27 protein-coding genes are annotated in these 24048 nt (G+C 28.0%); 15 read left to right on the top strand and 12 right to left on the bottom strand.

Features of this window, described 5'->3' with window-relative positions; genetic code table 11:
* Positions 1 to 293: 293 nt before the first annotated feature.
* From AC5SMR_RS05820 to AC5SMR_RS05790, 7 genes are all read left to right on the top strand, one after another.
* A complete protein-coding gene (locus AC5SMR_RS05820) occupies positions 294 to 1583 on the top strand; it encodes a DUF4910 domain-containing protein (protein ID WP_494576636.1) in 1290 nt (429 codons plus the stop codon).
* Between the two features lie 3 nt (positions 1584 to 1586).
* Complete coding sequence (locus tag AC5SMR_RS05815; protein WP_494576635.1) at positions 1587 to 2450, top strand: class I SAM-dependent methyltransferase; 864 nt, start codon at positions 1587 to 1589, stop codon at positions 2448 to 2450.
* A gap of 151 nt (positions 2451 to 2601) precedes the next feature.
* Entirely contained in the window at positions 2602 to 3285 is a 684-nt protein-coding gene (locus AC5SMR_RS05810; protein ID WP_494576634.1) for an FkbM family methyltransferase, read from the top strand.
* 272 nt (positions 3286 to 3557) lie between these two features.
* Entirely contained in the window at positions 3558 to 4385 is an 828-nt protein-coding gene (locus tag AC5SMR_RS05805; protein WP_494576633.1) for an MORN repeat-containing protein, read from the top strand.
* 3 nt (positions 4386 to 4388) lie between these two features.
* Complete coding sequence (locus tag AC5SMR_RS05800; RefSeq protein WP_494576632.1) at positions 4389 to 4511, top strand: hypothetical protein; 123 nt, start codon at positions 4389 to 4391, stop codon at positions 4509 to 4511.
* A 7-nt stretch (positions 4512 to 4518) separates the two neighbouring features.
* On the top strand, positions 4519 to 4791 hold the full coding sequence (locus AC5SMR_RS05795) for a hypothetical protein (RefSeq protein ID WP_494576631.1): 273 nt from the start codon (positions 4519 to 4521) through the stop codon (positions 4789 to 4791).
* On the top strand, positions 4788 to 5093 hold the full coding sequence (locus AC5SMR_RS05790; protein ID WP_494576630.1) for a hypothetical protein: 306 nt from the start codon (positions 4788 to 4790) through the stop codon (positions 5091 to 5093). Before AC5SMR_RS05795 ends, AC5SMR_RS05790 begins: the two co-directional genes overlap by 4 nt.
* A 132-nt stretch (positions 5094 to 5225) precedes the next feature.
* Here AC5SMR_RS05790 and groL read toward each other — a convergent pair whose 3' ends face one another.
* Positions 5226 to 6887, bottom strand: a complete 1662-nt coding sequence (groL, locus tag AC5SMR_RS05785) for a chaperonin GroEL (RefSeq protein ID WP_494576629.1) — start codon at positions 6885 to 6887, stop codon at positions 5226 to 5228.
* A gap of 23 nt (positions 6888 to 6910) precedes the next feature.
* On the bottom strand, positions 6911 to 7201 hold the full coding sequence (gene groES / locus AC5SMR_RS05780) for a co-chaperone GroES (RefSeq protein ID WP_494577405.1): 291 nt from the start codon (positions 7199 to 7201) through the stop codon (positions 6911 to 6913).
* Positions 7202 to 7324: 123 nt separating this feature from the next.
* On the opposite strand from groES, the gene AC5SMR_RS05775 reads away from it, so the two are divergent.
* The 6 genes from AC5SMR_RS05775 to AC5SMR_RS05750 are packed head-to-tail and all read left to right on the top strand — an operon-like array spanning position 7325 to position 13766.
* Positions 7325 to 8143 carry a TIGR01459 family HAD-type hydrolase gene (locus tag AC5SMR_RS05775; protein ID WP_494576628.1) on the top strand — a complete coding sequence of 273 codons (819 nt, stop codon included), beginning with the start codon at positions 7325 to 7327 and terminating at the stop codon, positions 8141 to 8143.
* Positions 8144 to 8146: 3 nt separating this feature from the next.
* Complete coding sequence (ribF, locus tag AC5SMR_RS05770; protein WP_027307185.1) at positions 8147 to 9064, top strand: riboflavin biosynthesis protein RibF; 918 nt, start codon at positions 8147 to 8149, stop codon at positions 9062 to 9064.
* Between the two features lies 1 nt (position 9065).
* Positions 9066 to 11783 carry an isoleucine--tRNA ligase gene (ileS, locus tag AC5SMR_RS05765; protein ID WP_494576627.1) on the top strand — a complete coding sequence of 906 codons (2718 nt, stop codon included), beginning with the start codon at positions 9066 to 9068 and terminating at the stop codon, positions 11781 to 11783.
* A 9-nt stretch (positions 11784 to 11792) separates the two neighbouring features.
* On the top strand, positions 11793 to 12293 hold the full coding sequence (gene lspA / locus AC5SMR_RS05760) for a signal peptidase II (protein WP_494577404.1): 501 nt from the start codon (positions 11793 to 11795) through the stop codon (positions 12291 to 12293).
* Positions 12277 to 12609 carry a DUF3035 domain-containing protein gene (locus AC5SMR_RS05755; protein ID WP_271766931.1) on the top strand — a complete coding sequence of 111 codons (333 nt, stop codon included), beginning with the start codon at positions 12277 to 12279 and terminating at the stop codon, positions 12607 to 12609. Before lspA ends, AC5SMR_RS05755 begins: the two co-directional genes overlap by 17 nt.
* The gene (locus AC5SMR_RS05750) at positions 12609 to 13766 is read left to right on the top strand and encodes a phosphoglucose isomerase-related protein (RefSeq protein WP_494576626.1); all 1158 of its coding nucleotides are present in this window, start codon (positions 12609 to 12611) and stop codon (positions 13764 to 13766) included. Before AC5SMR_RS05755 ends, AC5SMR_RS05750 begins: the two co-directional genes overlap by 1 nt.
* Here the strand turns inward: AC5SMR_RS05750 and rsmD are convergent.
* Both rsmD and purD read right to left on the bottom strand, forming a co-directional pair.
* Positions 13763 to 14329, bottom strand: a complete 567-nt coding sequence (gene rsmD / locus AC5SMR_RS05745) for a 16S rRNA (guanine(966)-N(2))-methyltransferase RsmD (RefSeq protein ID WP_494576625.1) — start codon at positions 14327 to 14329, stop codon at positions 13763 to 13765. The two genes, AC5SMR_RS05750 and rsmD, sit on opposite strands and share 4 nt — an antisense overlap.
* A complete protein-coding gene (gene purD, locus AC5SMR_RS05740; RefSeq protein WP_494576624.1) occupies positions 14326 to 15591 on the bottom strand; it encodes a phosphoribosylamine--glycine ligase in 1266 nt (421 codons plus the stop codon). The genes rsmD and purD overlap by 4 nt, the downstream gene beginning before the upstream one ends.
* A gap of 21 nt (positions 15592 to 15612) precedes the next feature.
* On the opposite strand from purD, the gene AC5SMR_RS05735 reads away from it, so the two are divergent.
* Positions 15613 to 15801, top strand: a complete 189-nt coding sequence (locus AC5SMR_RS05735; RefSeq protein ID WP_271486152.1) for a DUF2093 domain-containing protein — start codon at positions 15613 to 15615, stop codon at positions 15799 to 15801.
* A 13-nt stretch (positions 15802 to 15814) separates the two neighbouring features.
* On the opposite strand, the gene AC5SMR_RS05730 is transcribed toward AC5SMR_RS05735, so the two are convergent.
* The 5 genes from AC5SMR_RS05730 to ubiA are packed head-to-tail and all read right to left on the bottom strand — an operon-like array spanning position 15815 to position 21465.
* Complete coding sequence (locus tag AC5SMR_RS05730; protein WP_494576623.1) at positions 15815 to 16675, bottom strand: lysophospholipid acyltransferase family protein; 861 nt, start codon at positions 16673 to 16675, stop codon at positions 15815 to 15817.
* Complete coding sequence (gene lpxK, locus AC5SMR_RS05725) at positions 16672 to 17613, bottom strand: tetraacyldisaccharide 4'-kinase (RefSeq protein WP_494576622.1); 942 nt, start codon at positions 17611 to 17613, stop codon at positions 16672 to 16674. The genes AC5SMR_RS05730 and lpxK overlap by 4 nt, the downstream gene beginning before the upstream one ends.
* Positions 17603 to 18859, bottom strand: coding sequence for a 3-deoxy-D-manno-octulosonic acid transferase (locus tag AC5SMR_RS05720; protein ID WP_494576621.1), 1257 nt, complete (start codon positions 18857 to 18859; stop codon positions 17603 to 17605). Before AC5SMR_RS05720 ends, lpxK begins: the two co-directional genes overlap by 11 nt.
* Positions 18859 to 20601 carry an ABC transporter ATP-binding protein gene (locus AC5SMR_RS05715; protein WP_494576620.1) on the bottom strand — a complete coding sequence of 581 codons (1743 nt, stop codon included), beginning with the start codon at positions 20599 to 20601 and terminating at the stop codon, positions 18859 to 18861. The genes AC5SMR_RS05720 and AC5SMR_RS05715 overlap by 1 nt, the downstream gene beginning before the upstream one ends.
* The gene (ubiA, locus tag AC5SMR_RS05710) at positions 20602 to 21465 is read right to left on the bottom strand and encodes a 4-hydroxybenzoate octaprenyltransferase (protein ID WP_494576619.1); all 864 of its coding nucleotides are present in this window, start codon (positions 21463 to 21465) and stop codon (positions 20602 to 20604) included.
* Positions 21466 to 21517: 52 nt separating this feature from the next.
* Between ubiA and AC5SMR_RS05705 the strand changes: the two genes are divergently transcribed.
* Positions 21518 to 21922: a DUF2721 domain-containing protein gene (locus tag AC5SMR_RS05705; RefSeq protein ID WP_271486171.1), complete on the top strand. Its 405-nt coding sequence runs from the start codon at positions 21518 to 21520 to the stop codon at positions 21920 to 21922.
* Here AC5SMR_RS05705 and AC5SMR_RS05700 read toward each other — a convergent pair.
* Genes AC5SMR_RS05700 through AC5SMR_RS05690 form a run of 3 tightly spaced genes read right to left on the bottom strand, consistent with a single transcriptional unit; the run spans position 21919 to position 24008 of the window.
* Positions 21919 to 22893 (bottom strand): quinone oxidoreductase family protein, encoded by a 975-nt coding sequence (locus AC5SMR_RS05700; RefSeq protein WP_494576618.1) that lies wholly within the window; start codon positions 22891 to 22893, stop codon positions 21919 to 21921. The two genes, AC5SMR_RS05705 and AC5SMR_RS05700, sit on opposite strands and share 4 nt — an antisense overlap.
* A complete protein-coding gene (locus AC5SMR_RS05695) occupies positions 22893 to 23732 on the bottom strand; it encodes a pirin family protein (RefSeq protein ID WP_494576617.1) in 840 nt (279 codons plus the stop codon). Before AC5SMR_RS05695 ends, AC5SMR_RS05700 begins: the two co-directional genes overlap by 1 nt.
* 36 nt (positions 23733 to 23768) lie before the next feature.
* Complete coding sequence (locus tag AC5SMR_RS05690) at positions 23769 to 24008, bottom strand: CDGSH iron-sulfur domain-containing protein (RefSeq protein WP_271564200.1); 240 nt, start codon at positions 24006 to 24008, stop codon at positions 23769 to 23771.
* Between the last annotated feature and the right edge of the window lie 40 nt (positions 24009 to 24048).

Here is a 24048-nt window from a genome sequence, read left to right as displayed (position 1 = left end):
GCACTTGAGTCCTTAAATGATTTTCCACTGTATCTTTTTGACATATCTTAATCTTATAACAGCTTAATAAAAAAAAAGACCACCTAAAAAGAGGGCCTTTGAATTTTCTTAAAAAAGAGGGGAACTACTTAACCATTGAACATTTCAATAAATATTGATTTACTTGTGTTTCTTAAAATTGTTCATCACAGTTAGTCATTTTGAAGGGAATTAAAAGCAACATAAGAGATAGCTTAATTTTACAGGAGAGTTAAATTTTTTTATTTAGGTTCTATCTGTGTTACATGTTGAGTGTGACTATAAAAAAATATTATAATATTGCTAAAATAAAACTTTTTCCTTTAACTAGAAGTTTAACAGGTAAAGGGGTAAGAAAAACACTAAACATCATTCAAAGTGAATTTCCTAAACTTAAAGTAAAAAAAATAAAATCAAAAACAAAAGTTTTTGATTGGAACGTTCCAGAAGAATGGAATATATTAGATGCGTATGTAATTGATAAATACAACAATAAAATTATTGACTTTAGAAAAAATAACTTACACGTGGTTGGATATTCAATCCCTTTAAAAAAAGATCTTTCAAAGAAAGAATTATTTAAAAATTTATATTTCTTACAAAATTATCCAAAAGCCATACCATATATAACCTCATATTATGAAAAAAGATGGGGGTTCTGTGTTTCTTATAATGAATATAAAATTTTAGATAAACGATATTCTTCAAATGATAAATTTAAAGTTATTATTAATTCAAGTTTAAACAAAAAAGGAAATTTAAATTATGGTGAATTGATTTTAAAAGGTAAATCTAAAAAAGAAATTTTGATTTCAACATATATTTGCCACCCTTCAATGGCAAATAATGAGTTGTCTGGACCTATAGTTTCTATGGGTTTAATAAATTATTTTAAAAGTAAAAAATTAAATAAAACTTTAAGATTTGTATTTATTCCTGAAACAATAGGTTCAATATCTTATTTAAGTAAAAATATTGAATATTTAAAAGAGAACGTTATTGGAGGATATAATCTTTCATGTATTGGTGACGAAAGACAGCATTCCTGTATGTTTTCAAAGTATCAGAATTCACCATCTGATGAAGCAATTATTGAAGCTTATAAGTCATTAAAAATAAAAAAGTATAAAGTTTATTCTTTTTTAAGAAGAGGCTCAGATGAAAGGCAATATAATTCGCCTGGAATTGACTTAAAAATTTCATCGATTTTTAGAACAAAATATGGTGAATACCCTGAATATCATACTTCTTTAGATAATTTTAACCTTGTAACTTTAAAAGGTTGCCTAGGAGGATTCAATGTTGCTAGAAAATCAATTGAGATATTATTAGAGAGAATTTATCCAAAATATAAAATAATGTGCGAACCACAGATGGGTAAAAGAGGTCTTTATCCAACATTATCTACAAAAAATAAAAACAAGTTAACTAAAAATTATATGAACTTTCTTCAATATGCTGATGGAACAAATTCTTTAGAAAAGATTTCAAATTTAATAAAATTAGATTTAAAATCTGTAAAAAAAATTTATAGTATTTTATTTAAAAATGAATTAGTAAATTGATTTATGAAAAAAACTAATGCTTTTCAATTTTTTAACAAAAATTATTCAGTTAAAAAATATACTGCTATGTATAAAAAATTAAGGCTAGACATTAGATATCCTGCTAACCTTAAAAGAGAACAAATTTTTGTAAAACTTTTAAAAAAACATAAACCAAAAAAAATTATAGATGCTGGTTGTGGTGCTGGAATGCCACTTATTGACATTAAAAAGAGAGGTTTTAATATTATTGGGTACGATAAAGCAAAGAATATGGTTTTAGAAGCAAAAAAAAACCTTATAGAGAATAAATTATCTCCTGATTTGGTATTCTATGATGATTTTGAAAGTCCAAAAAAAATAAAAAATAATTCTGTAGATTGTATACTGGGTATGGGGGCTTTTTATTATGCTAAAAATGTTAACAAGACACTATTAAATCAGAAAAAAAAATTAAAGAAAAATGGCAGATTAATTTTTTCATTAAGAAATAGGTTATTTGATATTACCACTTTAAATAACTACACAAAAACATTTTTAGATGAAATATATGACGTCAAAAAATTAAAAAAAGAATGGAAAAGTACATATAAAAAATTAACAAAAAACTTTTCTGATAGAAACAAATTTAAGTTTAAAAATATTGATGAAGAAGGTGTTTATAATCATATTCCACATAATCCATTAACAATAACTGATGAAATGGCAAAATTAGGCTTGTCAGTTGAAGGAATATATTTTTATCATTTTCATGCCTTGCCACCTTTATTCCAAAACTATGATGAGCATTATTACAGAAAAATTTCTTGGAAAATAGAAAACCCATTAGATTGGAAGGGTTATTTCTTGGCATCTGCTTTTATTATTGATTGTAAAAAAATTAGCTAGAGAATTTAATATAAAAAATTACTGATTTACTTTAGTTTTCTTAAAATTGTTTATCACTGTTCATCACTTTTAGTAATGAATTCAAAAGAAACTCAAAAGATAACCTTAATATTTATTTGATATTTAATATGATAAAATGAAATAAAATTTTATGTGTTTAATACAAATAGGTTCTGGTTCAGCAAGTTTGGATACAAATATTCAAGATGGATTTTCCAATTATATAGTCTCAAAAAATATTAAAAAAAAAAAAGTGTTAATTGTAGAGGCAAATTCTATTCATATAAATAATTTAAAAAAATTCTATAAAAATAATATAAATGTCAAGATTTTCAATTTAGCAATCATTCCTGATAATATTGATTTAAAAACAATAGATTTTTTTTATTGTTTAGAAGATTTTCCAAATTATCAAATTTTTTCAAATTCCAAATCTTTTGTAAAAAAACACTTTCCATATGGTAAAATTGAAAAAAAAAGTGTTGAGTGTTTAAGGATATCAGAATTTTTTGTTAAAAATGATGTTAATCAAATTGAATATCTGTCAATTGATATTGAAGGAATGGATTATGATGTTTTAATGAAGTTAGACTTAAATAAATTTAAGATTAAAAATATTTCATTTGAACATTTACATTTAACTTTTTGGCAAAAAATTAAGATAGTTTCTAAATTTATAAATAATAGATATTTTTTTTCAGGTATGGGTTTTGATCTTAGAAAATCTGACTGGATGTTTACAAAGGATTATAAAAATAAAAAATTACAAACTTTTTTTTTACCAATTACACCCAGAAGAATTTGGAAAAGATATCAATTTTCAATTTTAAAATAAAAAACCCCCAGAAATTTCTTTCCGAGGGTTTCTAATTTTGTTTAGTATATGTATCTAGAGTGTTCTCTAGATGGAACCGTATTACATTCTCATTACATAGACTTATTAATCAATAAGCACATCACTTTTTTAAAAAGAACATTGTAAAGACATTGTTAAAGACCACCTAACCGTCCTCAAGTCAGAAGCAAACAACATTGTACAAGATCCCACGTTTTATGCTGTTAAAGAATAATGGTTAAACTTAATGACTTTTGCTAAGGTTAATGTGTATGAAGAAAACCCTGAATTTATCTAACGGATCAAAATATATTGGTGAGGTTAAAGAGGATAAACCACACGGTCATGGTACTACAACATTTCGAGATGGAGGGAGATATGTGGGTGAATTTCAGGATGGTAAAAGAAATGGTCAAGGTACCTTAAAAATTCCAAACAAATCAGAATACACTGGTGAGTGGAAAGATAGTCAATGTTATGGTCAAGGCACTGCAACATATCCAGATGGAGGAAAATACGAAGGTGAATGGAAAGACAATAAATATCATGGTCAAGGCACCGAGTATCAACCAGATGGAGGGAGATATGTGGGTGAATTTAAGGATGGTAAATATCATGGTCACGGTACGGTAACATCACTAGTAGGGACCAAATATGTTGGTGAATTTAAGGACGGTAAATATCATGGGCAAGGCACTTCAACATTTCCAGATGGAGCAAAATTTGTTGTTGAGTTTAAGGATGGTAAAAGAAATGGGCAAGGCACTGCAACATTTCCAAATGGAGTAAAATATGTGGGTGAATGGAAAGATGGTAAATATCATAAAGGCACTGCAACATATCCAGATGGAAAAAAATATGTTGGTGAATTTAAAAATGATAAATATCATGGGCAAGGAACTTATATGTTTGGTGATGGAGGAAAATACGTAGGTGAATGGAAAGACGGTAAATATCATGGTCAAGGCACCATGTATCAAACAGATGGAGAAAAATTAGTTGTTGAATTTAAAGATGGTAAATATCATGGTCAAGGCACCGTGTATAAACCAGATGGAACAAAATTTGTTGTTGAATTTAAAGATGGTAAATTTATTTAATAAATGAAAATATTTTTAATAGCATTTGTTTGTTTAATTGTAATTGCTAAGGTTGCGTCAAAAGTTGCCCCAACCTCTGGTAAAGTTCTTCGAGGCACATCAACACAATTGTCCGAATCTAAATGAAAAATATATGGAATCTATATTAGGTTTTATCATTGGTCTTGGAGTTCTGTTCGTATCTTTCATGATTTTTGGATATGACTTTGATTTTATTGATAACATTAGAATTTTTGGAGATCCAATAGGTGGTACAATTTGGGAACTAATAACTAATATAATTGTTTATAGTTTAACGTTAATTACTTTTTTACTGCTTATTTTATTCATAGGTACAATTTTATTAAATCTAATTGTCAAACCCATTTATCAATATCTTAAAAAATTATTAGGTAAAAAGAAATGAAACCTTATCTTAAAGACGAAGATGGTATAATACACATCAACCCTTTCATCTGCCCTGAGTGTGGTTCTAAAGATGGCACTTCTAGTGCCTATCAGTCATTAATGGATAAAGTTAAATTAGATGATCCTTGGTACACAGAATTTGAATTTATTAATTGTATGAGTTGCAGAAGAAGTATTCCAGGTACACTTGGTTATAGATATGGTGAAGAATGTAAATATTATGATGATGCCAAAAAAATATGGGAAGAAAAGTTTAAACACCTCTTATATGAGTGGTTAGATAACTATAAAATAAGATAGTGGAATGGGAATTTGCGGAAGCAAACAACATTGTATGGACATTGTAAGGACATTGTAACGAATAGATAAAAAAAAACCCCCGAAGTGTTTAACAACGGGGGTTTTATAATTTTTAGGTCTAAATAGATGGGATTACATGCCCATTCCGCCCATGCCACCCATGCCACCCATTCCACCAGGCATTCCACCAGGCATTCCACCACCAGCATCTTTATCATCTGGTTTATCAGCAATCATGGCTTCAGTAGTTACAAGTAATCCAGCAATCGAAGCTGCATCTTGTAAAGCTGTTCTTACAACTTTAACAGGATCGATGATACCTTTTGCAAACATATCAACGTATTCTTCGTTCTGAGCATCGTAACCCATATTTTTTTTATTTTGTTCAAGTAGTTTTCCAACTACAACTGAACCATCAACTCCAGCATTTAAAGTTATTTGTCTAATAGGAGCCTGTAAAGCTTTAGCAACTAATGCAACACCAGCTTTTTGATCATCTCCTTTAACTTTAAGTGTGTCAAGACTCTGTGAAGCGTATAAAAGAGCACAACCACCACCAACTACTATTCCTTCTTCAGCAGCAGCTCTAGTTGCGTTAAGAGCATCTTCAACTCTATCTTTTCTTTCTTTAACTTCTACTTCAGTTGCACCACCAACTTTGATTACAGCAACTCCACCAGCAAGTTTTGCTAGTCTTTCTTGAAGTTTTTCTCTGTCATAATCAGAAGTTGTTTCACCTACTTGTTGTTTGATTTGAGCACATCTAGCTTCAATTTCAGATTTTTTACCATTGCCGCTAATGATTGTGCTGTTATCTTTATCAACTTTAACTCTCTTACAAGATCCAAGATCAGTAAGTTTAACGTTTTCAAGTTTAACACCAATATCTTCTGAGATAACCTGACCGCCTGTTAAAATTGCAATATCATCAAGCATTGATTTTCTTCTATCACCAAAACCTGGAGCTTTAACTGCAACAACTTTTAAACCACCTCTAAGTTTATTTACCACAAGAGTTGCAAGAGCTTCGCCCTCAACATCTTCAGAAATAATCATTAGTGGTCTACCAGCTTGTACAACAGCTTCTAAAAGTGGAACCATTGGTTGTAAGTTAGTTAATTTCTTTTCATGCAATAAGATGAAAGGGTTTTCTAACTCTGTAGTCATTTTATCAGCGTTAGTAATAAAGTATGGTGATAAATAACCTCTATCAAACTGCATACCTTCAACAACGTCTAACTCAGTTTCTACTCCCTTAGCTTCTTCAACAGTAATAACACCTTCATTACCAACTTTTTGCATAGCTTTTGCAATCATGTTACCAATTTCTTTATCACCATTAGCTGAAATAGTTCCAACCTGAGCAATTTCATCAGTATCTTTTACTTTTTTTGCTGAAGCAATTAAACTTGCTTTAACATGATCTACTGCTGAATCTATTCCTCTTTTAACATCCATAGGGTTCATGCCAGCTGTTACATATTTTACACCTTCTTTAACAATTGCTTGTGCTAAAATAGTTGCTGTAGTTGTTCCATCACCAGCTTCCTCATTTGTTTTGCTAGCAACTTCCTTAACCATTTGAGCACCCATGTTTTCAAATTTATCTTCAAGATCAATTTCTTTTGCAACAGAAACACCATCTTTAGTAATTCTTGGTGCACCATAAGATTTGTCGATAACAACATTTCTACCTTTTGGTCCAAGAGTAACTTTTACTGTGTTAGCAAGGATATCAACACCTCTTATCATTGCTGCTCTTGCTTCAGAGTCGAATTTTACAACTTTTGCCATTTTATTTTCTCCTTTAAATTAAATTATTTGCCAGAAATACCCATAATGTCAGACTCTTTCATTATGCTGTATTCTTTGCCATCTATTTTGATTTCAGTTCCTGACCATTTGCCAAAAAGAACTTTGTCTCCAACTTTCACATCCATTGGAATTAGTTTTCCATCTTCAGTTTTTGCACCACCACCAACAGCAATAATTTTACCTTCTTGAGGCTTTTCTTGAGCTGTATCAGGGATAATTATTCCTCCAGCAGTTTTTTCACTACTGTCTAAAACTTCTATTAAAACTCTATCGTGTAACGGTTTAAATTTCATAAATTCTCCTTTTATTATGCGACTCATATAGCTATTAGGTTTACTATTTCAAGAGATGTTAAAAAAAATATGTAAGGCAAAAAACCAGAGAAATTGTGTTTTTTATAAGTTATACCTCCCATAATGACTAAGAATTTAGATAAGGATGGATTAAGGTCGATTGTAGAGAATTATGATATTTTTTATATCGATTTATGGGGTGTTGTTCATAATGGGATAACTCTTCATAAAAACGCAATCGAAACCTTAGAAGAAATCACCAAAGCAAATAAAGACTATGTTCTTTTAACCAATGCGCCAAGACCTAATAAAATAGTAAACAATTTTTTAGAAAAAATGGGAATGAATAAAGAAATTAGAGAAAAAGTTTATTCTTCAGGAGAAGCAGCGCTGAATTATTTAAAAAAAAATTCTCTAGAAGAAAAGTTTTATCATGTGGGACCACCAAGAGATTTTGATTTATTTTTAGATTTTAAAAAAAATAAGACTAATAACATTAAAGAAAGCTCATACTTACTCTGTACAGGATTATTTGAGCAGCAAGGTGAGGATTTAAAATATTACACGGAGTTATTCAAAGATCATATGGATAAGAAAATGATATGCACTAATCCGGATTTAATTGTTGATAGAGGTGAAAAAAGAGAATTATGCGCAGGGTCTGTGGCTCTTGTTTTTGAAAAAATGGGAGGAGAGGTTACTTATTTTGGAAAACCATTTCCTGAAGTTTATAATCAAGTAATCAATAACGAAGGAAAAAGAGTTTTATCTATCGGTGATAATTTAAATACAGATATTAAGGGAGCCAATCTTTTAAATTTTAATTCATTAATTATATCAAATGGTGTTCATAAAGATGAAATTAAAAAAGAAGGAATCGATGTAATTTCAAAAAAATATGAAGTTGTTGTAAACTTTATTCAAACAGAATTAAAGTGGTAAAATATGAAACTGTATAAAGATTTTAAAATTTCAAATAATCATAAAAAATCAATTATATTGATTGGAAATTTTGATGGCGTTCATTTAGGTCATCAAAAATTATTTAAATTAGCAAATACTTATAAAAAAAAATTTAATCTAAAAATTGGTGTTTTAACATTTGAGCCAATGCCTAAAATGTTTTTTAATAAAAGTTTTAAAAACTTTAGAATTTCAAATATAAATCAAAAAAAAATAATTTTAGATCATTTAGGAGTTGATTTTATAATTACTAAAAAATTTGATAAAAAATTTTCTGCAATTAAGTCTGATTTTTTTATTAAAGAAATTTTATCAAAAAAATTAGAAGCTCAATACATATTTGTTAGCAATAACTTTAGATTTGGTAATAAAAGAGAGGGAGATGTTAGGCAGTTAATAAAAAATGAGGGAAGATACCATTACAAAATAGTAAAACCACAACCACTAATTTTAAATAAAAAAGTTATCTCCTCAACATATATCCGCTCTCTTCTAGAAAAAGGACAGTTAAAGAAAACTAATAAGTTATTAAGTCGAAATTGGTCAATTGAAGGAATTGTTCAAAAGGGAAGACAGCAAGGAAAAAAAATTGGTTTTCCAACCTGCAATATTGATATTAAGGATTATGTGATTGCGATGCCTGGAGTGTATGCTGTTAAAGTAAAACAAAAAAACTCAAATAAATCACTAAAAGCGATTGCTAATCTTGGTTATAGACCAACTTTTAATCAAAAAAAAATTTTATTAGAAGTTCATATTTTTAATTTTTCTGGAAATCTTTATAATAAGTATTTATCAGTAGAGTTCACAAAATTTATAAGAAAAGAGAAAAAATTCAAAAACGTTGATCAATTAAAAAAACAAATTCAAAGTGACTTAAAAGTCGCTAAAAAAAGTTAACATGAGCAAAGAAAATATAAATTTACCTAAAACAGCTTTCTCCATGAAAGCAAATTTACAGAATAAAGAACCTGAAATTTTAGAATATTGGAAAAAAATTGATCTTTATAAGGAGTTGAGAAAATCTAATAAGGGAAAAGAGAAGTTCATACTTCACGATGGTCCACCATATGCGAATGGTAATATTCACATGGGTACTGCTTTAAATAAAATTTTAAAAGATATTATTGTTAAATTCCATCAAATGGATGGTAAAGATTCTGTATATGTCCCAGGATGGGATTGTCATGGTTTACCCATTGAGTGGAAAATCGAAGAACAATATAAAAAAAACAAAAAAAATAAAAATGAAGTTCCAATAACAGAATTTAGAAAAGAGTGTAGAGAGTTTGCTGAAAAATGGATTGAAGTTCATAAAACACAATTTAAAAGACTAGGTGTTGTTGGAGATTGGGATAATCATTACGCGACAATGAGCTTTGAAGCAGAAGCCCAAATTGTAAGAGAATTAGGAAAATTTTTAAAAGAAGGAAGTCTTTATAGGGGTTTTAAACCTGTACTTTGGTCAACTGTAGAAAAAACAGCTTTAGCAGATGCTGAGGTTGAGTATCAAGATCATAAATCAGATACAATTTATACAGCCTTCCCAGTAAAAAAAACAAATATAAAAGAATTAGAAAATACAGAAGTTATTATATGGACAACTACTCCATGGACTATACCTGCAAACAAAGCTCTAGCTTATAATGAAGCCTTAGATTATTTAATAATTGAATTAGGTGATGAAGGAGATTTTAAGAATAAAAAAATAGTTGTTGCGGAAGCTCTACTAGAATCTGTAATCAAAGATTGTGAAATCAAAAGTTACAAAGAAATAAAAAAATTTAAAGGTAAAGATTTTAAAGATACAATTTGTAGTCACCCTTTCTTAGATCTTGGTTATGATTATGATATCCCAATGCTTGAGGCAAGATTTGTTACAACAGAACAGGGAACAGGCATTGTTCATTGTGCACCCAGTCATGGTCCTGATGATTTTAATCTTTGTTTAAAGCATGGGATAAAAGCCATAGAGACAGTAGATGGTGATGGTAAATATACTAAAAACCTTCCTTTATTTGAGGGAACTCATATTTTCAAAGCTAATCCAATTGTTATTGAAAAATTAAAAGAACAAAAAAAATTATTATCTGATGGGGAACTAGTTCATTCATATCCACATTCATGGAGATCAAAAGCACCTCTTGTTCATAGAGCAACTCCGCAATGGTTTATTTCTATGGAAAGTCATGGCTTGAGAAAAAAAGCATTAAAAGCTCTTGATGATACTAAATTTTATCCAGACAAAGGCAGAGAAAGAATAAAAGCAATGATTGAAACAAGGCCAGATTGGTGTGTTTCAAGACAAAGAGTTTGGGGAGTTCCACTTCCAATATTTGTTCATAAAACTACTAAAGAAATTTTAGTAGATGATAATGTAAATGAGAATATTGCGAGCATTTATGAAAAAGAAGGTTCTGATTGTTGGTTTTCTGATAGTCCTCAAAGATTTTTAGGGGATAAATATAAAGCAGAAGATTACGAAAAAATAAGTGATATTGTTGAAGTTTGGTTTGATAGCGGCTGCACTCATGCATTTGTTTTAGAAAAAAGAGAAGATCTTCAATGGCCAGCATCAATGTATTTAGAGGGTTCAGATCAGCATAGGGGATGGTTTCATTCGTCTCTTTTAGAATCTTGTGGAACAAGAGGGAGAGCGCCTTATGAGTCGATATTATCACATGGATTTGTTGTGGATGGCAAAGGTCTGAAAATGTCAAAATCTGTAGGAAACGTAATTGCACCTGAGGATATTTTAAAAAAATATGGTGCTGATATTTTAAGAATATGGGTTGCATCATCCAATTATGAGGAGGATTTAAGAATAGATTATTCAATTTTAGAACAGCATGCAGATTCTTATAGGAAAATTAGGAATACCTTTAGATATTTATTAGGAAATTTAAATGATGATTTTAAAAAGATAGATTTAGAAAAATTAGATTTAAATCAATTACCTGAATTAGAGCAATATATGCTTCATAGAGTATATGAGCTAAATAAAAATTTTAAAAACTATTTTAGATCATATGATTTTCATAATCTTTATAAAGAACTATTGAATTTTTGTACTGTAGATTTATCTGCATTTTATTTTGATATCAGAAAAGATGCTTTATATTGTGATAGCAAAGACTCGGAAAGAAGAAAAAGTTGTATTATAGTTTTAAATATATTGCTTGAGTCTTTAAGTAAATGGTTTGCACCAATTTTATCATTTACAACTGAAGAAATTTTTACGTTGATTAATAAAGATGAAAAAAGCATTCATCTTGAAAAATTTATGGAGTTTCCAAAATCTTTTGAAAACAATCAATTAAATAACAAATGGATTGAATTAAAAAAAATAAGAGATATTTGCAATATTAGTATAGAAGCAAAACGAGCAACTAAAGAGATAGGCTCAAGCTTAGAGGCAAATATATTAATTAATTTAAATGATAAAATGATTGATAGTTTTAAAGATATAGATTTTTCAGAGTTATGTATCACTTCAAGTGCTATAGTTGAAAAAAGTTCATCAAGTGAAATAACAGTAATTACCAATAAAGCTGAAGGTGAAAAATGTACTGTATGCTGGAAAATAAATAAAAATGGCTGTGAAAGACATCCAAACTAAAAAAATTAAATACCTAAAGTGAATTTAAAAAAAATATCAATCGACATTTTACTTATCTTTTTTATTTTTTTAGTCGATAGGGTTTCTAAAATTTACATTATTAAAATTAGCGAAATAGAAAGTAAAGTTGATATTTATTTGACCGAGTATCTGAATTTTTACCTTATTTGGAATAAAGGGATCGCCTTTGGATTATTTTCTTTTAATGAAAGTTTTATTTATAACTCGATCACTTTAATAATAGCACTGATAAGTATTATATTAGCGATAATGATCTATAATAGTAATGGCTTTAAAAAAATATCCTTAATATTTGTTCTTGGTGGAGCTTTAGGAAATCTTTTTGATCGAATATATTATTCTGCTGTACCAGACTTTATTGATTTTCACTTTAATGATTTTCATTGGTTTGTCTTTAATATCGCAGATATATTTATAACATTAGGTGTTATATGCCTTATTTTTGATGAAATATTTGCTAATAATAAAAAAAATGAAAAATCTATTTAAAAAAATATTTCTTACATTAACAATTTTGTTTATGGTCAGCGCCTGTCAAAGTGTCAAAGATGGTTTGACTGGAAAAAAACAATCCAATTCAGACGAATTTTTAGTTAAGAAAAAAAATCCATTATCACTTCCACCAGATTTTGAAAATTTACCAGAACCAACAACTTTAAATAAAGATGATAATCAGGAAGAAAGTGAGATTAGTTTGAAAGAAATTTTAACTAAAGGCTCTAATACTGAGAGCACAGTTACTTTATCTGAGTCACCAGATAGTTCATTAGAAAAAAGTATATTAGAAAAAATTAAAAGCAATTAATGCTTACAAAAAATATTAAATTTAAAAATTTTAAGATTAAAAAAGATAGTAAGAAAATAAAAAAAGACTTAAAAAATATTTTACTTAATAGAAATGCAGTATTAGATTCTCTAAGTACAAATTATAAGAGTAGCTATAATAAAAAAATTATTCTTAAATTTAAAAAATTTAGCAATATAAGAATAATTGGTATGGGTGGCTCGATTCTAGGAACAGAATCTATTTATTATTTCTTGAAGAATAGAATAAAAAAAAATTTATTTTTTTTTAATAATCTTCAGTCAAAGATTGATACCGGTTCTAGTAAAAAAAAGTACCTAAATATTATTGTTTCAAAATCAGGAAACACTCTTGAAACAATATCAAATTCAAATATTATTATTAAAAATCAAGATAAAAATATTTTTATTACAGAAAATAAAAATAATTATTTACACTTGTTGGCTCAAAAATTAAAAACTGAAATAGTACACCATAATAATTTTATTGGAGGCAGATATTCTGTTCTCTCTGAAGTGGGAATGTTACCTGCTGAACTTATGGGTTTAAATAGTACTAAATTTAAACAATTAAATAACCTGATTAAAAACAAAAAATTTATTGATGCTTTAGTTATAAATGTAAATAATTCTTTATATTTTTTAAAGAAAAAAAAATTTAACTCAATTATTCTTAATTATGACGAAAGTTCAGAAAGTTTATTCAGATGGTATCAGCAATTAATGGCTGAAAGTTTAGGAAAAAAGGGAAATGGAATTTTGCCTACAATATCTTTAATGCCGAAAGATAATCACAGTGTGATGCAGCTTTACTTAGATGGCCCAAAAAATAATTTTTTTACTTTTTTTCATGTCAGTAATAAAAAATCAGATAAAATTATTAATAGCAAGATTCTGGATTCACACAGTCATTTAAAAAATAAAAGTCTCAGCGAAATAATTATCTCTCAAAAATTAGCAACGGAAAAAGTTTTTTTAAATAAAAAAATTCCCTTTAGAAGTTTCGAAATAATCAATCGGAATGAAAATGCTTTAGGAGAGTTATTTTGTTTTTTTATCTTAGAAACTATTTTAATTGGAAGAGCGCTAAAAATTAACCCATATGATCAACCTGCTGTAGAGCTCATCAAAAAAGAGACAAAAAAAATATTATTTTAATAAGTATACGAACCAAAAAATACTCTTGATATTCCGTAAGTTTTTTCTTCAATAATCTTAAATACTTTTGGAAATTCATCTTTATCTTTTTTGTGTCTATGAATAATTATTATTCCGTTATCTTTTATTATCTTTGCCTCAAATATATCTTTTATTATTTTACTCAGGTTTTTTTCTTTATAAGGAGGATCCATGAAAATAATATCAAACTTAGTATCAAAGTTTTTAAAATTTAATTGGTTTAAGATGTTTTTATCGATCACCAATGAATTATCTTGGTAACCAAGATTAAAAATATTCTTTTTTAAGATTGGCAAAACAATACTGTAGTTTTCTACAAAAGTTACACTTTTGGAACCTCTAGAAAGGCACTCAAGTCCAAAAGACCCTACTCCAGAAAATAAATCTAAAATATTTGATTTTTCAAGTGCAGTATTAAATTTATTTGAATGAGTAATTATATTGAATATAGATTCTTTTGTTAAATCTTTAAGTGGTCTCGTATTAATATCTATAGGATCAAATATTTTTTTACCTTTTGATTTTCCAGATATTATTCTCATTCATTAATAACCTTGTAACCAATATCTTTTCGGTAAAAGCCACCATTCCAATTAAGTGATTTAATCATATCTATTATCTTTATTCTAGAGGTAGAAAAATTTTCTGATAAAGAGACAAAATTTAAAACTCTCCCACTAATTGCATAGAATTTATCATCAATAAGTTTTGTTCCAGCATGGAAGCAATATTCATTTGTGCCTAATTTTATTTCATCCAAATGTTTAATCAAAATATTTTTTTTAAATTGGTCTGGATATCCATTTGAGCACATTACAATACATAAACTTTTTTTATTATGCCATTCTATCTGAGTATTATTTAGTTTTTCATTACAACAGGATAAAAAAATTTCTAATAAATTAGATTTTAGTTTTGGTAGAATAGTTTGACACTCAGGATCTCCCATACGTACGTTATATTCTATTAAATAGGGCTCACCTTCTACAATCATGAGGCCCGCATATAAAAAACCTTTATAGGTTGTGCCCATTTCTTTTAAACCTAAAATTGTCGGTTCAATAATTTTTGATAAAATTTTTTTATCTAATTCATTATTGATTAATCTTGAGGGAGAGTAGGCACCCATACCTCCAGTATTTTTACCCACATCTCCTTCTGAAACTCTTTTATGATCTTGAGCAGTGTCAAACTTTTTTATTGTTTTACCATCACTAATTATGAAATAACTCATTTCTTCACCACTTAAAAATTCTTCAACTAGCAAGTTATGAGCAATACCAAATTTACCATTAAAAATTTCATCTATTGCAATTTTAGCTTCATCTAGCTTATTACAAATATAAACACCTTTTCCGGAAGCCAATCCATCAGCCTTTATAACAATAGGATATTTAGTTTTATTTATAAATTGCTTAGCTTCATCAATATTTTGAAAAATTCCAAAGTTAGCAGTTGGAATATTATATTTTTTACATAAGTTTTTTGTAAAAATTTTTGAACCTTCTAATTGAGATGCAATTTTGTTGGGACCAAAAACTTGAATATTGTTTGCTTCTAAAAAATCTACAATGCCCTCTACGAGTGGCTTTTCAGGACCAACAATAATTAAATCAATCTTATTTAATTTTATAAAATCTTTTAATTCATTGAAATTTTCTAAGTTTATTGAAATATTTTTGGCAATTTTTGCTGTTCCAGCATTTCCCGGAAAACAATATAATTGCTCTATTTTTTTAATAGTGCTGAGTTTGTGACAAATAGCATGTTCACGACCACCACTTCCTATTATCCCAACTTTCATGTAATAATGTATAAACTAAAAATGAATAAAAAATTAGCAAAAATAAAATATTTACCAAATAATTTTGAAGTTATTGAAGAGGGTGATCATGTAATTTGCGCAGTATCCGGTAAGAAGATTGATCTAAATACTTTGAATTATTGGAATGTGGATTTGCAAGAACCATATTATTCGTACGTCGAGGCAGCAAAAAAAAGAGAAAGTGAATAACTTTAAAAAATTCTTATTTCCAACGATTATGAGACCAAATCCATTGTTCAGGGTTTTTTAAAATCATTTTTTCTAACAAACGGTTTAAGTTTAAAGTTATCGACTCAATTGTTTCATCACCTGAAAAATTTATTGGCTCATGTATAGTAATTTGGAAATTTGTGCTCTGTATTCTTTCAATATAAACAGGGATTATTTTGCATTTAAATTTTTTAACAAATTGTGCAGGAATAGTAGTTGTAAAACATTCATCATTAAAAAATTTAGCTTTAATACCTTGAGAAACTCTTTGATCAATCATGAGTGCTATAGAAGTTTTCTGTTTGAAAAATCCAAGTAATTTTTTAGTACCTGAAATTCCTTTTTTGATTTGATTTTTACAAATGTATTTTTTTCTTACTCTCTCCATTATAAAGTTAAGAAATTTATTATTAAGCGGTCTATAAATTGCTGCTAGGTTAATCCCTGATTTTTCAATGTGTAGAGCCATTAATTCAAAGTTATTGAAATGTCCTGAAACAAATATAACAGGCTCATTATCTTTTTTAATTTTTTCAAGCACATCTTGACCTTTAACTTTTATATTATTATTAAATTTGGGCCCTCTAAAATTTTTTATAAAAACATATTCAGCAAGTATTCTTCCATAATTTCCCCACATCTTTTTTGAAATTTTATCTAATTCCTCCGGACTTAAATGTGGAAGTGCTTTAAGAATATTTGATTTAATTAAATTTTTAGATCTAAAAAAGGGCCCAAAACTAGATGCAATTTTATTAGAAATAAATGAAGCAATTTTAAGCCCTAAAATTCTAAATAAAAGAAGAAGTGTTATTATAATTACAAATTGAAAAAAATATTTTATTAATTTCATATATATTTTTTTAAATGATTTATTAGCCTATCTTCATTCTTGATATCCAGCTCAACTTTTAAATATCTAATATCATGGTTATCGATTGATTTAATCTTAATATAATCTTTTTCAGTAGTTAATATCTTTAAGTTAAGTTTTTTTGCCTGATATTTTATTTGCTCAATATCCTTATGAGTATAGTTGTAATGATCGGGAAAAATTATTTCTTTAGTTACCTTAATATTATTATTGATCAATGTTTGTCTAAAACTTTCAGGATTACCTATGCCTGAAAAAACCATATATTCATCGTTAATATTAAATTCTTTGATATTTATAGCTTTATAGTTAGTCTCAAATATTTCAATATTAGCATTATAACTTTTTAATAGTAACTTTAGTTTAGAGTTATCTACCTCATTTCCATTAATAAAAGCTATCTCGTACTTTGAGATACTATTTATTTTTTCTCTTAGAGGTCCAGCAGGAATTAAAAAACCATTTCCAATTAATTTTAAATCATTGAAGCAAACAATTTTTAGATCATAATTTATTGATCTATCTTGTAGACCATCATCAAAAATTGCCACATCTTTATTGTCTAGAATTGCCTTATTAAGTCCATCAATTCTATTTTTTTCACAGTAAAGTTTAGTTTTTTCAGATAGTATTTTTTGCTCATCATAATGGCTTTTGTAAAACTTTTTAATAGTGCAAGCATTAATATCAAGTTTATTTAAAATTTGATAAATTTTTATTGTCAATGGAGTTTTTGCTGTGCCACCTACATATATATTTCCTACACAAATTTTTTTAGGTTTATGATCTTTTTTTTTATTTTTTTTTTTATTTAAGAAAAAATTATTTAAAATTAGAGGAAAAGTTAGTGGCAATAAAATATATGACAATAAATTTGGACGTTGATAGTCCCAAAATTTTGGTTTTTTAAATTTCATTTTTCTTTATATGAAAGTTTATCTCATTTAAGGTTGAGTTTAAAATTTTAGAACTAAGATTTTTTATTTTTAATTGAAGTTTTTTAGAGTTGCTTTTACTGTTCAGTATATTGCTAACTTTAAGAGTTAATTGATTGGGTGTGGTAACTTTATGTGATGCTCCATTAACTTTTAAAAGGTTATAAATTTCTTTAAAATTCCATATATTTGGGCCATGTAATATTTGACACCCATACTTTGCTGCCTCCAAAGGATTTTGCCCTCCATGTTTAATAATTGAGCCTCCTAAAAAAACAATTTTACTAATCTTAAAAAAGGATTGGGTTTGTCCAAAAGTATTTACTAGGTATATATCTGTTTTTTTATCAATCTTTTTTTTAGAGTCATGCAAGTGAATTTTTAAATTCATTTCCTTTATATCTTGGAGAATTTTTTTAACTCTATGAATATGTCTTGGTATTATAATTGTTAATAAGTTTTTATACTTAACTTTAAGTTTTTTATGTGTATTTGCACATATTTTTTCTTCAATTCCATGTGTGCTGGATGCACACCATATTTTTTTTGTTAAAAAAAATTTATTTAAATTACTACTTAATTCATTTGTAGTTTGTTTGCTTTGAGTAAATTTTAAATTACCAAAATATGAAATTTTTTTTGCCCCAAGTAATCTTAAATAATTCTTCGACGCCAAGCTTGATGATATGCATATGTCAAAATTTTGAAATATCGTTTTAGCTGAGGAAGAAAAAAACTTCCATTTCTTAAAAGATTTCTTAGTTATTCTTGCGTTAATTAACATTAATGATATTGATTTTTTTTTTATATTTGTGAGCATATTTGGCCATATCTCGGAATCTATAAAGATTGCAATGGACGGATCCCAATATCTTAAAAATTTATTTGTATTGTAATTTGTGTCTATTGGAAAAAATTGATGGACAGTTTTTTTTAATTTTAATTTTGATAAAATTTTAGAGGAACTTAGTGTATTTGAAGTTATTAAAATTTGTTTGATTTCTTTATTTTTTTCTAGCTTTTCTATTAATGGAATTACACTTAGTATTTCTCCAACACTTGCACCATGAAACCATATTAATTTTCCCTTTAGTTTCTTTTTAGAAAAAAAACCAAGTTTTTCTTTAAATCTTAGTGGATCCTCTTTTTTCTGCAATAATCTTATTAAAACAATTATAGGTGATAAAAGTAAAATTAAATTTATTAGTATCCTATAAAAAAGAAACATTAAACTTTCTTAATTTGTTTTTCATAGAAGTTCTTGTAAACTTTTGAATTAGCTAATAATTGGTCATGCGTTCCTTCACCAACAACTGTGCCAGCATCTATTACATAAATTTTATCTGAGTTTAAAATTGTTGATAATCTATGAGCTATCACAATTGTCGTTCTATCTTTGGTTAAAAAATTTATAGCATCTTGAATTTTATTTTCAGTTTCTGCATCTAGTGACGATGTTGCTTCATCTAATAAAATAATTTGACTTTTCTTTAGCATTGCTCTCGCTATAGAGAGTCTTTGTTTTTCTCCACCAGACAATCTTGTTCCATTTTCACCAATAATAGTTTCATACTTATTTGGAAGTTTTTCTATAAATTCACTGGCAAAAGAATATTTTGCTGCTTCTTCAATTTCTTTTTGACTCGCACCTAGGTTTGCATATGCAATATTATTTCTAATCGTATCATCAAATAAAGTAGTGTCTTGACTAACGAGTGAGATATTTTTTCTAAGAGAGCTGATTGTGCAATTATAGATTGACTGATTATCTATTTGTATATCTCCTGAAATTGCATCATAAAATCTTGGGATTAAATTCAAAATTGTTGATTTCCCAGCACCACTATGACCTACAATTGAAGTCATTTTTCCACCTAACATTTTTATATTAACTGAATTTAAAGTGTTATTTTTTCTTTCCTTTTCATACTTAAAAGAAACATTTTTAAACTCAACATCACCAGCATTAACTTTTATTTCAGCACTATTTTTATTTTCTTGAAGTTCTGATTTTTCATCGATAACTGGCAAAATTCTTGTTGCAGCGGATAAGCCCTGGCTAATAGTTATGTTTAAAGTCGCAAGTGACCTCACTGGTTGATACGCTAGCATCATGGCTGCAAGAAAAGAGAAAAAATTATTTATATCAATTTCATTTTTTAAAACCAATTTTCCAGAATAAAAAATTAAAACTGCTATCATAATACCAGTTAAGGTTTCCATTATCGGTGAAGATCTAACGTAGACAGTTGCTATTTTTACAGTTTTTTCCTTTACATCGTTTATAAATTTCTCTGCTCTTTTATTCTCATATTTTTCTTGTTGAAAAATTTTAATAAGTTTATGATTTTTAAATAGTTCAATTAAATATGTGTTAAGAATTCCAGCCTTAAGCATTTGCTCTGTAGCTACTTTGCTTATTCTTTTACCCAAAGTTCTTGCTGCAAAAGTAGCCAAAGGGATCATTATGATTGCTATCAAAGCAAGTTTCCAATTTTGAAAAAACATTACAGTAAGTAAACCAATTAAAGTTAAACTATCTTTAAATAAATTTAAAACTGCAACACTAATTAGGTTGGTAATATGACTTACATCATTAGTTATATTGGATATAAATTTTCCAGTATGTTTTCCATCAATTAATCTTGTATCTGCTGCAATTAAGTTATTTAACATGTCACACTGGAGATCTTTTCTTACCTCCTCCGAAACACCTATCATGATAACTTTTGCTAAATATAATGAAAAGCCTTTTACTGCAAAAGCAATAATAATAAAAATTGGAATAATAATTATTAGAGCTTGGTCTTTTTCAATAAATATTTTTTCAATTGCTGGATCTAAAAGATAAGCAATCCCCGAAGTACTTCCAGCAACTAGTAGTGCAAAAAAAACTGATAATAGTATTTTTTTTATATGTTTTTTTGTGTAATCGAAAAAAAGTCTTTTTATAGTTTCTATTTTATTCATTTAAAATTTTCCAATTAAAATATTACACAAAATAATTGCACCAAAAAAATTATTACTTTTAAAAATTTTTAAACAATTTTTAGGATCTTTGAAATTAAAATTATAGATTTGATAAAAAAATAAGTGAGTAGTTGGAATGAGAATAAAAAAATAAAACATTGTATTAAGCTTCATATAAATACCTACTAGTATTAAAGAAATTATAAAGATTAAATAGCATGTTGTTAAAAATAATTTTGGTTTTTTTTTAAATTTTATTGAAGTAGATTTTACTCCTATAATTTCATCATCTTTAATATCTTGAAACCCGTATATTGTGTCGTATCCCAGTGTCCAAAATATGGCTCCTAAGTAAAAGATAATAGCTACAGCATTTATTTCACCCTGTATTGCAGTCCATCCTAAAATTAGACCATAATTGAATGTTATTCCTAAAAATAGTTGAGGCCAATAAGTAAATCTTTTCATTAAAGGGTAAGTGAAGGCTAGAGGCATAGACCCAAGAGCAAGTAAGATTGTTAAGTTATTAAAGTTAATTAAAACCAAAAGTGCAAGTAGACATAAAATCAAAGTATAAAATATTCCTAATTTTATGGAAACTTGGTTAGACGCAATAGGTCTATTTTTTGTTCTTGAAACTTTTTTATCAAATTCTTTGTCAGAAATATCATTTACAATACATCCTGCAGAACGCATTAGAACTGATCCTAAAAAAAATAATAGTAAGTAAAAAAAATAATCATTTAAGTTTTTTGAGAAATCATAAGCAATAGTTAGTCCCCATGCACAAGGCCAAAATAATAGCATATAGCCAATAGGTCTTTTAAATCTTGTTAGTTCAATAAAGAGATTTAATTGTTTCATAATAATTTACTTGTAAATAACAAAGGCTAGTTTCATAATCAAATTGATTCGTATGAATATAGATTACACAGTTACAGCATTGATGTTTCCAGCCATTCCTTTATTGATGAGTGTATATAGCAACAGATTTCATTCTTTGAGCAAGCTTATTAGGCAGCTTCATGATGAACATGTGTATGAAAATCATATTCCTCCTGAGTGGAAAAAACAGTTTATAAATTTAAGTGGAAGAATTGTTCTTTTAAAATGGACTATTATGTTTGCTGCATTTGGTTTCTTATTTAATATGTTGACTGTGTTTGCCCTTTATTTGAATGAAATTTTTGCTGCAAGATTAATCTTTGGATCTTGTTGTTTATCGATGATGATTTCAATCGTTGTTTTTATGAGAGAAATTCAAGTATCAACAAATGCATTAAAATTGCATATGTCTGATATGGATGTTGACTTAGATTAATTAGGAATAATAACTGCAGGACCGGTTAGTAGTCTTGCTTCTAATTCTTCATGAGCTTTTTTAGCATCATCAAGCGAATATTTTTTTGAAATTTCAACTTTAAATTTTCCAGATAAGATGGCATCAAAAACTTTTTTAGCAGATTCAACCAACTCTTCTCTTGTCATGGTGTAATGTGCAATTGAAGGACGAGTAAAAAATAATCCTTTTGCATTAATATGTTTTTTAACATCTATCGTATCAACATAACCTGATGCGTTACCAAAAGCGACCATCATACCTCTAACCTTTAAGGTTTCAATTGATCCATCAAAAGTTTTAATACCAACACCATCATAGACAACATCAACTCCATTTTTACCTGCAATTTTTTCCACCTCTTCAACAAAGTTTGTATCAGTATAATTTATTACATGATGACAACCATTTTTTTTAGCAATAGTCTCTTTTTCTTTAGAGCCAACTGTTCCAATGACTTCAGCTCCTAATGCATTAGCCCACTGACATAAAATTTGACCCACACCACCAGCGGCTGCGTGGTATAATACTTTATCCCCTTTTTTAATTGGATAAGCTCTGTGTAATAAATATTCAGCAGTAATCCCTTTAAGCATAATACAAGATGCTATTTCATCTGAGATACCCTCTGGAACTAAAACTAATTTTTCTTGAGGAAACAATTGTTTTTCTGAATAACTTCCAATTGGCATTGAAGAGTGAGCCACTCTATCTCCAACTTTAAACAGATCAACTTCAGAACCAACTTCTTCTATTATTCCACATGCCTCTAGGCCAATTCCACTTGGTAGAGGAATAGGGTACAAGCCTGTTCGATGATAAACATCAATATAGTTAAGACCAATTGATAAATTTTTGATCAAAACTTCTTTTGGACCTGGTTTACCGATTTCAATATCTTTAACCTCTAATACTTCAGGACCACCAAATTTTTCTATTTTAATAGTTTTCATTATTTTACAAATGTATCATTATGATAATCTTGAACTGCTTGCAAGATCTCTGCTTTAGTATTCATTACAAATGGACCTCCTCTAGCAATAGGCTCACCAATTGGCTTTCCAGATATCAATAAAAACTTGGCTTTAGTTAAGCTAGAGACTTTTAACTTTTCTCCTCTAGTCAAAATAATTAAAGTAGAATCTTTAACGGCATCATGATCTTGATTGCCAACTTTAATTTCACCCTCAATTAAATATATTAATGAATTGTGAGTTGAGGGAAGATCAAAATTAAATTCTTTTCCTTTTTCAAGCTCTACATCAAAATAAACAGGTTCAACATTGTGACCTTTAACAGGTCCTTCTGCATCTTGAAATTTTCCAGCAATCACTTTGACAGTTTTATCATCATCTTTATGAGTGCTCATTTTATCTGCATCAATATAAATATATTCAGGTTTAGTCATTTTCAATTTAGCAGGCATGTTTACCCATAATTGAAATCCATGAAGCTTACCTTCTTTCATTGCAGGCATTTCTGAATGAATGATACCACTTCCAGTTTTCATCCACTGAACATCTCCAGCAGTCATTATTCCTTCGCCACCTGTACTGTCTTTATGTTCAAAGTCGCCAGCAAGCATATACGTTACTGTTTCAATTCCTCTATGAGGGTGAGGAGGAAAGCCTCCAATATAATCATCTTTATTTTCAGAACCAAATTCATCTAACATTAAAAAGGGATCATGGTAATCAATAAGGTGAGTGCCAATACTTCTCTTTAATTTAACACCAGCACCATCTGATGCTGCAACTGGCTCTATTATTTTTTCTACTTCAATATTTTTCATAATTAAAGACTATTCAATAATTTATAAAGTTCAATGTTACTTTTTGTTATGTGAACCATCACAAAGAGGCTGGTTATTAGTTTGTTTACAAGCACAAAAAAATACTTTTTTTGTCTCTTCTGCTTTGTAAGCTAGAGGAGTGAATTCTGAACCTTGATGAGATCCATCACAAAATGGTTGCTTTGAACTCTTTCCACATGAACACCAGTAGTAAGATTTATCTTTCTCTACATCTACTGCAATTGGTCCGTTACCTGCGTTTTGTCCTTTAGTCATATTGATCCTTTCAATTTATTTGACTTCTATTTAGTGCTTT

Source organism: Candidatus Pelagibacter sp. PS_28 (genome assembly GCF_059417885.1).
Note: the sequence above shows the minus strand (reverse complement) of the source record. Positions and strands in the feature narration are given on the sequence as shown.